Origin of the sequence: Streptomyces sp. NPDC006923, assembly GCF_040635655.1 — a bacterium.
Taxonomy (GTDB): Bacteria; Actinomycetota; Actinomycetes; order Streptomycetales; family Streptomycetaceae; genus Streptomyces.
On sequence record NZ_JBEYIF010000014.1, the window covers coordinates 152,018 to 162,823 of the forward strand.

General features: G+C 69.4%; 9 protein-coding genes. 7 read left to right on the forward strand and 2 right to left on the reverse strand.

Annotated elements, in window-relative coordinates:
* The first annotated feature begins 3 nt into the window (after nucleotides 1-3).
* From ABZ707_RS25750 to ABZ707_RS25770, 5 genes are all read left to right on the forward strand, one after another.
* A complete protein-coding gene (locus ABZ707_RS25750) occupies nucleotides 4-666 on the forward strand; it encodes a potassium-transporting ATPase subunit C (RefSeq protein WP_360179347.1) in 663 nt (220 codons plus the stop codon).
* Between the two features lie 235 nt (nucleotides 667-901).
* Nucleotides 902-3,448, forward strand: a complete 2,547-nt coding sequence (locus ABZ707_RS25755; protein WP_360179317.1) for a sensor histidine kinase KdpD — start codon at nucleotides 902-904, stop codon at nucleotides 3,446-3,448.
* Between the two features lie 26 nt (nucleotides 3,449-3,474).
* Nucleotides 3,475-4,164: a response regulator gene (locus tag ABZ707_RS25760; protein ID WP_360179319.1), complete on the forward strand. Its 690-nt coding sequence runs from the start codon at nucleotides 3,475-3,477 to the stop codon at nucleotides 4,162-4,164.
* 34 nt (nucleotides 4,165-4,198) lie between these two features.
* Nucleotides 4,199-4,585: an OB-fold nucleic acid binding domain-containing protein gene (locus ABZ707_RS25765; RefSeq protein WP_360179321.1), complete on the forward strand. Its 387-nt coding sequence runs from the start codon at nucleotides 4,199-4,201 to the stop codon at nucleotides 4,583-4,585.
* Between the two features lie 3 nt (nucleotides 4,586-4,588).
* Entirely contained in the window at nucleotides 4,589-5,365 is a 777-nt protein-coding gene (locus ABZ707_RS25770; RefSeq protein WP_360179323.1) for a DUF3159 domain-containing protein, read from the forward strand.
* Between the two features lie 69 nt (nucleotides 5,366-5,434).
* On the opposite strand, the gene ABZ707_RS25775 is transcribed toward ABZ707_RS25770, so the two are convergent.
* Both ABZ707_RS25775 and ABZ707_RS25780 read right to left on the reverse strand, forming a co-directional pair.
* Nucleotides 5,435-6,112 carry a TrkA family potassium uptake protein gene (locus ABZ707_RS25775; protein WP_319680699.1) on the reverse strand — a complete coding sequence of 226 codons (678 nt, stop codon included), beginning with the start codon at nucleotides 6,110-6,112 and terminating at the stop codon, nucleotides 5,435-5,437.
* The gene (locus tag ABZ707_RS25780) at nucleotides 6,112-6,780 is read right to left on the reverse strand and encodes a TrkA family potassium uptake protein (protein WP_360179325.1); all 669 of its coding nucleotides are present in this window, start codon (nucleotides 6,778-6,780) and stop codon (nucleotides 6,112-6,114) included. The genes ABZ707_RS25775 and ABZ707_RS25780 overlap by 1 nt, the downstream gene beginning before the upstream one ends.
* 224 nt (nucleotides 6,781-7,004) lie before the next feature.
* Between ABZ707_RS25780 and ABZ707_RS25785 the strand changes: the two genes are divergently transcribed.
* Together ABZ707_RS25785 and ABZ707_RS25790 are read left to right on the forward strand one after the other, a co-directional pair.
* Complete coding sequence (locus ABZ707_RS25785) at nucleotides 7,005-9,053, forward strand: APC family permease (protein ID WP_360179327.1); 2,049 nt, start codon at nucleotides 7,005-7,007, stop codon at nucleotides 9,051-9,053.
* Nucleotides 9,054-9,164: 111 nt separating this feature from the next.
* Entirely contained in the window at nucleotides 9,165-10,493 is a 1,329-nt protein-coding gene (locus ABZ707_RS25790; protein ID WP_360179329.1) for a class I SAM-dependent RNA methyltransferase, read from the forward strand.
* Nucleotides 10,494-10,806: the final 313 nt, after the last annotated feature.

The following is a 10,806-nucleotide window of genomic DNA, read 5'->3' on the forward strand; positions in this document are numbered from 1 at the left end:
CCTATGAACAACTCGGCGGGAAGCACCGCACGGATACTCGGGGCCGGGCTGCGCGCCCTCCTCGTCCTGACCCTCGTCTGCGGGGTGATCTACCCGCTGGCCGTCACCGGCATCGCCCAGGGACTCTTCAGTCACCGGGCGAACGGATCCGAGGTCAAGGAGGCCGGCAGGGTCGTCGGCTCCTCACTCATCGGCCAGCGCTACGATCTCCCGCTCAAGGCGGGCCAGGAGACCCCGGCGCCGGACCTCAGATGGTTCCAGCCGCGTCCGTCCAACGGCCTCGGCAGTAACAGCGTCAACACCCAGTACAAGCTGATCCTCTCCGGAGCGACCAACCGCTCGGGCGACAACAAAGAGCTGATCCAGTGGGTCAAGGACGCCAAGGCCGCCGTCGTCAGGGACAACTCCACGGCTGGTTACCGGGTCGATCCCGCGGCGGTGCCCGCGGACGCGGTGACCTCCTCGGGCTCGGGTCTGGACCCGGACATCTCGCCGGAGTACGCGCGGCTCCAGGTGCACCGGGTGGCCGAGCGGAACCACCTCTCCGTGGCGCGGGTGGAGAAGCTGGTCGGGGAGCACACCGAAGGTCGGGTGCTCGGCTTTGTGGGAGAGCCCCGGGTGAATGTCCTCGCCCTCAACATCGCACTCAGGGAGCTGGCCGGCTGACCCGGCCCGCCCGTCCCGCGGCCCGCGGTGGTCTGTCACACAGACCACCGCGGGCCGCTGGGCTTTTCCGGGCGCTGTCGGGACAGCCGCTGATCAGAGGCCCGTCCGCCCATCAGAATCGCGTCAAGACCCACCCTTGACTCTGGCTTATGTCCGGAATGTCCCTGTCGCTGGGCGTAACTTCTGGAGAGCCGGCGCCTCGGACGCGCGGGCTCTTCTGGAAGACAATGGGGCCATGGGACGCGGCAAGCTTCGGATCTATCTGGGTGCGGCACCGGGGGTCGGCAAGACATACGCGATGCTCTCGGAAGCACACCGGCGGGTGGAGCGCGGCACGGACTGCGTGGTGGCCTTTGTGGAGCACCACGACCGGCCGCGTACGGAGGTGATGCTGCACGGTCTGGAGGAGGTGGGCCGGCGGGAGCTGGAGTACCGGGGCACGGTCTTCACGGAGATGGACGTGGACGCGGTGCTGGCGCGTCACCCCGCCGTGGCGCTGGTCGACGAGCTGGCGCACACCAATGTCCCCGGCTCCCGCAACGCGAAGCGGTACCAGGACGTCGAGGAACTGCTGCGGGCGGGGATCGATGTCGTCTCGACGGTCAACATCCAGCATCTGGAGTCGCTGGGTGACGTCGTCGAGTCGATAACGGGGGTGCGGCAACGCGAGACGGTGCCGGACGAGATGGTCCGGCGGGCGGACCAGATCGAGCTGGTCGACATGTCGCCACAGGCGCTGCGGCGGCGGATGGCGCACGGGAACGTCTACAAGCCCGACAAGGTCGACGCGGCGCTGTCCCACTACTTCCGTCCGGGCAATCTGACGGCGCTGCGGGAGCTGGCGCTGCTGTGGGTCGCGGACCGGGTGGACGAATACCTCCAGCAGTATCGCGGCGAGCACAACATCCGCAGCACCTGGCAGGCCCGCGAACGCATCGTGGTCGGTCTCACCGGCGGCCCCGAAGGACGTACGCTCATCCGCCGCGCCGCCCGGATGGCCGCCAAGGGCTCCGGCAGTGAGATCCTCGCCGTCTACATAGCACGCAGCGACGGTCTCACCGCGGCCTCGCCCAAGGAACTCGCGGTCCAGCGCACCCTGGTCGAGGACCTCGGCGGCACCTTCCACCATGTCATCGGCGACGACATCCCCTCGGCGCTGCTGGAATTCGCGCGCGGGGTGAACGCCACCCAGATCGTGCTCGGCTCCAGCCGCCGCAAGAGCTGGCAGTACATCTTCGGTCCCGGTGTCGGCGCCACCGTCGCACGGGAGTCCGGGCCGGATCTGGACGCGCACATCGTCACCCACGAGGAGGCCGCCAAGGGCCGGGGGCTGCCGGTGGCGCGCGGGGCCCGTCTGGGCCGCACCCGGATCATCTCGGGCTGGCTGGCCGGAGTCGTCGCGCCCGTGCTGCTGTCTCTGCTGCTGACCGCGCTGAGCGACACCCTCGGGCTCGCCAATGACGTGCTGCTGTTCCTCTTCCTGACCGTGCTGGCGGCGCTGCTCGGCGGACTGCGGCCCGCGCTCGCCTCCGCGGCGGTCGGCTCGCTGCTGCTGAACTTCTACTTCACCCCGCCCAGGCACACACTGACCGTGCAGGATCCCAGGAACCTGGTCGCCATCGTGATCTTCTTCGCGGTGGCCGTGTCGGTGGCGTCCGTGGTGGACCTGGCGGCCCGCCGTACCCATCAGGCCGCCCGGCTGCGGGCCGAATCCGAGATCCTCTCCTTCCTGGCGGGCAGCGTGCTGCGCGGTGAGACCACGCTGGACGCGCTGCTGGAGCGGGTCCGGGAGACCTTCTCCATGGAGTCCGTGGCCCTGCTCGAACGCACGAGCGATGTCGACCCCTGGACCTGCGCCGGCCGTGTCGGACCGGCCGACCGGGTGGAACGTCCCGAGGACGCCGATGTGGACATGCCGGTCGGTGACCATATGGCGCTGGCGCTCTCCGGCCGGGTGCTGCCCGCCGAGGACCGCCGGGTGCTCGCCGCGTTCGCCGCCCAGGCCGCCGTCGTACTCGACCGGCAGCGTTTGGTCGGCGAGGCCGAGCAGGCCCGGGAACTGGCCGAGGGCAACCGGATCCGTACGGCTCTCCTCGCCGCCGTCAGCCATGACCTGCGGACACCGCTGGCCGGGATCAAGGCCGCGGTGACCTCGCTCCGCTCCGACGACGTCGAATGGTCGGAGGAGGACCAGGCCGAACTCCTCGAAGGCATCGAGCACGGCGCCGACCGCCTGGACCACCTCGTGGGCAACCTCCTCGACATGTCGCGGCTGCAGACCGGCACCGTCACCCCGCTGATCCGCGAGATCGATCTCGATGAGGTGGTCCCGGTGGCACTCGGCGGCGTACCGGAGGACAGCGTGGACCTGGACATCCCCGAATCGCTGCCCATGGTGGCCGTCGATCCGGGCCTGCTGGAGCGCGCGGTCGCCAATATCGTCGAGAACGCCGTCAAGTACAGCCCCGCCGGCCGGCGCGTCCACGTCGCCGCCAGCGCGCTCGGCGACCGGGTCGAGGTACGGGTCGTGGACCGCGGCCCCGGTGTCCCCGACGACGCCAAGGACCGCATCTTCGAGCCTTTCCAGCGGTACGGCGACGCCCCGCGCGGCGCCGGTGTCGGACTCGGACTCGCCGTCGCCCGCGGCTTCGTGGAGGCGATGGGCGGCACCCTCGCCGCCGAGGACACCCCGGGCGGCGGCCTGACCATGGTCCTCACCCTCGGAGCGGCGCCCGGATTCGTCCCGGTGCGCCCGGAACTCCCGGCCCGGGTCACCTCGTGACCGGGACAGCAGAAAGGCAGACCTCTATGACCCGGGTGCTCGTGGTCGACGACGAGCCGCAGATCGTACGTGCCCTCGTGATCAACCTGAGAGCGCGCAAGTACGAGGTGGAGGCGGCCGCCGACGGCGCCGGCGCGCTGGAACTCGCGGCCGCCCGCCATCCCGATGTCGTCGTGCTCGACCTCGGACTGCCGGACATGGACGGCGTCGAGGTCATCAAGGGCCTGCGCGGCTGGACCCGCGTCCCCATCCTGGTGCTCTCCGCCCGCCACACCTCCGACGAGAAGGTCGAGGCGCTGGACGCCGGCGCCGACGACTATGTCACCAAGCCCTTCGGCATGGACGAGCTGCTGGCCCGGCTGCGCGCCGCGGTGCGCAGGGCCGAGCCCGTCGGCGGGGACGGTGACGACGGAACGGCGGTCGTGGAGACCGAGGGGTTCACCGTCGATCTGGCCGCCAAGAAGGTCCAGCGTGAGGGCAGGGACGTGCGCCTCACCCCCACCGAGTGGCATCTGCTGGAGGTGCTCGTACGCAATACGGGCCGGCTCGTCAGCCAGAAACAGCTCCTCCAGGAGGTCTGGGGGCCCTCGTACGGCACGGAGACCAACTACCTGCGGGTCTACATGGCACAGCTCCGCCGCAAGCTGGAGGCGGATCCCTCGCATCCCCGGCACTTCGTCACCGAACCGGGCATGGGCTACCGCTTCGAACGATGACCTGGGCGCGCCCGTACCCCGGTACGCTCTAGACATGAGTGCTGAGAAGCCGACCGGCCGCTTCCGCCGGATGTTCGACCGGCTGTCCAGCTCCCAGGAGGATCTGGAGTCGGAGGAACTGCGGGAAGACACGCAGGCGTCGGGATGCACGCTGATCTCCGACTGCAACGACCGCCAGATAGTCCGGGTGACTGGTACGTTGCGGACGGTCACGTTGCGTCCGCGAGCCGGTGTGCCCGCCCTGGAGGCGGAGCTGTTCGACGGCACCGCGCCGCTGGACGTGGTGTGGCTGGGCCGGCGCTCCATCGTGGGCATAGAACCGGGCCGCAAGCTGATCGCCTCCGGCCGGATCTCTCTGAGCCACGGCCGGCGGGTGCTGTTCAATCCCAAATACGAGCTCCGACCGCTCGGACAGGAGTAGCCGGTGACGTCACTCGACAAGCCCCCCGCCTCGCCCGCTTCCGGCGCCTCACCGACCTCGCAGGACGAAGAGGCGAAAGCCGTCACCGAGGCGGCGCTTTTCGAGGCGTTCGGCGGCCTGCGCGGCATGGTGGAGACAGTCCTCCCCGGTCTGCTCTTCGTCACGATCTTCACGATCAACAAGGACCTGCACAGCTCGGCGATCGCGGCCGTGGCCGTGTCGCTGCTGCTGGTCGTGGTCCGGCTGGTCCGCCGGGACACCCTCAAGCACGCCTTCAGCGGGGTCTTCGGCGTCGCCTTCGGTGTCGTCTTCGCGATGATGACCGGCGACGCCAAGGACTTCTACCTGCCGGGCATGATCTACACGCTGGGGCTCGCGGTCGCCTACATCGTGACGACCCTGGCCGGTGTGCCGCTGATCGGGCTCATCCTCGGCCCGGTCTTCAAGGAGAACCTCTCCTGGCGCACCCGGAACCCGGGCCGCAGGAAGGCGTACGCCAAGGCGAGCTGGGCCTGGGGCCTGATCCTGCTCGCCAAGTGCGCGATCCTCTTCCCGCTCTACTGGTGGGCCGACACCACCCAGCTCGGCTGGGTGCTGATCGCGCTCAAGATCCCGCCCTTCCTGCTGGCGGTCTATCTGACCTGGGTCTTCCTGGCGAAGGCGCCGCCGCCGATCGATGTGTTCGCCGAGATGGAGGCGGAGGAGCAGGCCGAGAAGGAGCGCAAGGCCGCGGCCGCCGCCACCAGTGAAGGACCGGTCCGGCACCGCCGGGACACCTAGCGTCCGCCCCACGCGTGCGGAAGGGCCGGCCCCCGGGGGTGCCGGCCCTTCCGCACGCCCACCGCCGGATCAGCCGGCCGCGTCCTCGCGGCGCACCGACAGAAGGTCCTCAAGCTGTTCCTCGCGCGCCTGGGCCGCCACGAACAGCAGCTCGTCGCCCGCCTCCAGCGTCTCCTCCGGGTTGGGAGTGAGCACCCGCGTACCGCGGATGATCGTGACCAGGGACGTGTCCTCGGGCCAGGTCACATCGCCGACCTGGGTGCCGGTCACGGCCGACTCCGGGGGCAGCGTCAACTCGACGAGATTGGCGTCACCGTGGCTGAAGCGCAGCAGCCGTACAAGATCGCCGACGCTCACCGCCTCCTCGACCAGCGCCGACATCAGACGCGGCGTGGAGACCGCGACATCGACGCCCCAGGCCTCGTTGAACAGCCACTCGTTCTTCGGGTTGTTGACCCGCGCCACCACCCGCGGCACGCCGTACTCGGTCTTCGCGAGCAGTGAGACGACCAGATTGACCTTGTCGTCGCCGGTCGCGGCGATCACGACATTGCAGCGCTGCAGCGCGGCCTCGTCCAGTGACGTGATCTCACAGGCGTCGGCCAGCAGCCACTCGGCCAGCGGGACCCGCTCCACCGAGATCGCCGTCGGCGCCTTGTCGATCAGCAGGACCTCGTGTCCGTTCTCCAGCAGCTCGCCCGCGATGGAACGGCCCACCGCACCTGCCCCGGCAATCGCGACGCGCATCAGTTCCCGCCTCCGTCCGGACCTTCGGCGAATGCCGCCTCGACCTTCTCGATGTCGTCCGTACGCATCATCACGTGGACGAGATCGCCCTCCTGCAGCACCGTCTGGGACGTCGGCAGCATCGCCTCGCCCAGCCGGGTGAGGAACGCGACGCGGACGCCCGTCTCCTCCTGCAGCGTGCTGATCTTGTGCCCGATCCAGCTCTCCGACGTGTGCACCTCCGCGAGCTGCACACCACCGCTCGGATCGCGCCACAGGGGCTCCGCGCCCGACGGCAGCAGCCGCCGCATCATCTGGTCGGCGGTCCACCGGACCGTGGCCACGGTCGGGATGCCCAGCCGCTGATAGACCTCGGCGCGCCTCGGGTCGTAGATGCGGGCCGCGACGTTCTCGATGCCGAACATCTCGCGGGCCACCCGGGCAGCGATGATGTTGGAGTTGTCGCCACTGCTCACCGCCGCGAACGCGCCGGCTTCCTCGATCCCCGCCTCACGCAGGGTGTCCTGGTCGAATCCGACCCCGCCGACGCGACGGCCGCCGAAACCGGAGCCGAGCCGGCGGAACGCCGTGGGGTCCTGATCGATGACGGCGACGGTGTGCCCCTGCCGCTCCAGATTCTGCGCGAGTGCGGCTCCCACTCGGCCGCAGCCCATGATCACGATGTGCACGTCGCCTTACCCCGCAGTCCTGAACTCGCTGACCTGCGAAAACACCCTGTTCACTCTTCTTTCTCGACGTGCCGGGCACTAAATGGGACACCGTATACGGTGTCCCCCTGGGTCGAGCTTAAGCGGCGGCGGCGTGAAGCCGTCATCTCCATAAGGCCAAGACTCCGGGACAGTGAGGGGTACTGGCTGCGCGGCATGCTGTTCGAACGCATACGATCCTCTGCGTGTCCAAACTGACCGACGTGCCCAAACGAATCCTGATCGGGCGGGCGCTGCGTAGCGACAGGCTGGGGGAGACCCTCCTCCCCAAGCGCATCGCGCTGCCCGTCTTCGCCTCCGACCCGCTGTCCTCGGTGGCGTACGCGCCGGGAGAGGTCCTCCTGGTCCTGTCCATCGCGGGAGTCTCGGCCTACCACTTCAGCCCGTGGATCGCGGTCGCCGTCGTGGTCCTGATGTTCACGGTCGTCGCCTCGTACCGGCAGAATGTGCACGCCTATCCCAGCGGCGGCGGCGACTACGAGGTGGCCAACACCAACCTCGGCCCCAAGGCCGGTCTGACCGTCGCCAGCGCGCTGCTGGTCGACTACGTGCTGACCGTCGCCGTGTCGATCTCCTCGGGTGTGGAGAACCTCGGCTCCGCGATCCCCTTCGTGGTGGAACACAAAGTCCTCTGCGCCATCGCGATAATCGTGCTGCTGACCCTGATGAATCTGCGCGGCGTACGAGAATCGGGGAAGCTCTTCGCCATTCCGACCTATGTCTTCGTCGGCGGCGTCTTCATCATGATCATGTGGGGCGCGTTCCGCGGGCTTGTGCTCGGCGAGACCATGAGCGCTCCGACCGCCGGCTTCCAGATCAAACCCGAGCACCAGGGCCTGGCCGGCTTCGCACTCGTCTTCCTCCTGCTGCGGGCGTTCTCCTCCGGCTGCGCCGCGCTCACCGGCGTCGAGGCGATCAGCAACGGCGTCCCGGCCTTCCGCAAACCGAAGAGCAAGAACGCGGCGACGACGCTCGCCCTGATGGGCGGCCTCGCCGTCACCATGTTCTGCGGCATCATCGTGCTGGCCATGGTCACCAAGGTGAGGATGGCCGAGTACCCGGCCACCGATCTGTTCCGCGACGGCGTTCCGGTCGGCCCCGGCTATGTCCAGAACCCGGTGATCTCACAGGTCGCCGCGGCCGTCTTCGGGCCCGAGACCTTCTTCTTCGTCCTTCTCGCCGCGGCCACCGCGCTCGTACTGTTCCTGGCCGCCAACACCGCGTACAACGGTTTCCCGCTGCTCGGCTCGATCCTCGCCCAGGACCGCTATCTGCCGCGCCAGCTCCACACCCGAGGGGACCGGCTGGCCTTCTCGAACGGCATCGTGCTGCTGGCCGGCGCCGCCGCGCTGCTGGTGGGTGTGTACGGCGCGGACTCCACCCGGCTGATCCAGCTCTACATCGTCGGCGTCTTCGTCTCCTTCACGCTCAGCCAGACCGGCATGGTGCGGCACTGGAACCGCCATCTGAAGACCGAGCGCAATGTGGCCAAGCGCCGTCACATGGTCCGCTCCCGGGCCATCAACGCCTTCGGCGCCTTCTTCACCGGCCTGGTCCTGGTCGTCGTCCTGGCGACCAAGTTCACCCACGGTGCCTGGGTCGCGCTGCTCGGCATGGTGATCTTCTACGGGACGATGACCGCGATCCGGAAGCACTACGACCGGGTCGCCGAGGAGATCGCCGCCGCGGAGGGTCCCTCCGACGACAGTGTCCGGCCGTCCCGGGTGCACTCCATTGTGCTGGTGTCCAAGGTCCACAAGCCCACGCTGCGGGCGCTCGGATACGCCAAGCTGATGCGCTCGGACAGCCTGGAGGCGCTCAGTATCAGCGTCGACCCGGCGGAGACGAAGGTGCTCAAGGAGGAATGGGAGCGGCGCGGTATCAACGTACCGCTGAAGATCCTCGACTCGCCCTACCGCGAGATCACCCGGCCGATCATCGAGTACGTACGGGGTCTGCGCAGCGAGAACCCGCGTGACGCGATCAGCATCTACATCCCCGAGTACGTGGTCGGCCGCTGGTACGAGCATCTCCTGCACAACCAGAGCGCCCTGCGGCTCAAGGGGCGGCTGCTCTTCACCCCCGGGGTGATGGTGACCTCGGTGCCGTACCAGCTCGAATCCTCCGAGCTGGCCAAACAGCGGGCGAAGCGGCGGCCCGCGTACCAGGCGCCGGGCTCGGTCCGGCGCGGTCCTGTCGACTCGCACCCGAAGGATTCCGGCTCCAGGGACTGACCGGCGGCGGAAAGCGCCCGCGATCCGCAGTGGCGAGGGGGCCGGCCGCGCGCACGTAGACTGGTGGGCTGTTGTCCCGCTCTCCCCTTTGATCTTTGGAGCCACCCCCTCATGCAAACTGAACCGCAGGCTTCACTGATCGGGGAGGAGTACGAGGTCGAGGTCGGTCCCGTCGCGCATGGCGGCCACTGCATCGCCCGTACCGACGAGGGCCGCGTGCTGTTCGTACGGCACGCGCTGCCCGGCGAGAGGATCGTCGCGCGGATCACGGAGGGCGAGGAGGACTCCCGCTACCTCCGGGCCGACGCGGTGAAGATCATCGACGCGTCCAAGGACCGCGTCGAGGCGCCCTGCCCGTACGCCGGTCCCGGCCGGTGCGGCGGCTGCGACTGGCAGCACGCCAAGCCGGGCGCGCAGCGGCGCTTCAAGGGCGAGGTCATCGCCGAACAGCTCCAGCGGCTCGCGGGCCTCACCCCCGAGCAGGCCGGCTGGGACGGGACCGTCATGCCCGCGCCGGGGGACAAGCTGCCGCCGGGCGAGGTGCCCGCCTGGCGCTCGCGGGTGCAGTACGCCGTGGACGAGGACGGCCGCGCGGGACTGCGCAAACACCGGTCGCACGACATCGAGCCGGTCGACCGCTGCCTGATCGCCACGGAGGGCGTGAGCGAACTCGGTGTCGAGCGGCGCGAGTGGCCGCAGATGGCCACGGTCGAGGCGATCGCGGCGTCGGGCTCCGGCGACCGCCAGGTGGTCCTCGCTCCCCGGCCGGGCGGCCGGCTGCCGCTGGTGGAGCTGGACAAGCCGGTGTCCGTGCTGCGGGTGGAGGAGCACGACGGCGGGGTGCACCGGGTGCACGGCCGCGCCTTCGTCCGCGAGCGTGCCGACGGCCGTACGTACCGCGTCGGCATGGGCGGCTTCTGGCAGGTCCACCCGCAGGCTCCGCAGGTGCTGGTCGAGGCCGTGATGCAGGGGCTGATGCCGCGCAAGGGCGAGACCGCGCTCGACCTGTACTGCGGGGTCGGCCTCTTCGCCGGGGCGATCGCGGAGCGCGTGGGGGAGGCCGGGGCGGTGCTGGGCATCGAGTCCGGCAAGCGCGCCGTCGAGGACGCGCGCCACAACCTCCGGGACCTGCCCAGGGTCCGCGTCGAGCAGGGCAAGGTCGACCAGGTGCTGCCGCGCACGCACATCACCTCGACGGATCTGATCGTGCTCGACCCGCCGCGCGCCGGCGCCGGCAAGCAGGTCGTCAAGCACATCTCGGGCCTGGGCGCCCGCCGCATCGCGTACGTCGCCTGCGACCCGGCGGCCCTCGCCCGCGACGTGGCGTACTTCCGGGAGGGCGGCTACAAGCCGCGTACGCTGCGCGCCTTCGACCTGTTTCCGATGACGCATCATGTCGAATGCGTCGCGATCCTTGAGCCTGCCGCAAAGGGTGTCTGACCTGCTGTTTCGTCGAGTGTGCACTATGAGCGTTGTGTGTGTTACGGGCGATATCTTGACGCATATTCGACGCACGTGAGGCCCTTCTGACGCACGCTTGACGCATGCGCTGACGGGGCGTCAGGTCGTCGATGGTGCTCATGATGGCGCGTCAGGTCCGGCTGCGGGCGCTGGGTCTTGCTGTGCCTTGGCGGCGGAGCCGGTGCCGCATGTTGCCCCTAGGGCGTGTTTTAGAAGTCGGTGACTTGTCTGGTTGGCTGTCCGGGAAAGTCGCGGGCGGCCATCCAGATGGTGAGGTCGTGTGCGATGCCGT

Coding starts and splice junctions, on each gene's coding strand:
- ABZ707_RS25750 (WP_360179347.1), top strand. CDS start 4: ATGAACAACTCGGCGGGAAGCACCGCACGGATACTCGGGGCCGGGCTG.
- ABZ707_RS25755 (WP_360179317.1), top strand. CDS start 902: ATGGGACGCGGCAAGCTTCGGATCTATCTGGGTGCGGCACCGGGGGTC.
- ABZ707_RS25760 (WP_360179319.1), top strand. CDS start 3,475: ATGACCCGGGTGCTCGTGGTCGACGACGAGCCGCAGATCGTACGTGCC.
- ABZ707_RS25765 (WP_360179321.1), top strand. CDS start 4,199: ATGAGTGCTGAGAAGCCGACCGGCCGCTTCCGCCGGATGTTCGACCGG.
- ABZ707_RS25775 (WP_319680699.1), bottom strand. CDS start 6,112: ATGCGCGTCGCGATTGCCGGGGCAGGTGCGGTGGGCCGTTCCATCGCG.
- ABZ707_RS25790 (WP_360179329.1), top strand. CDS start 9,165: ATGCAAACTGAACCGCAGGCTTCACTGATCGGGGAGGAGTACGAGGTC.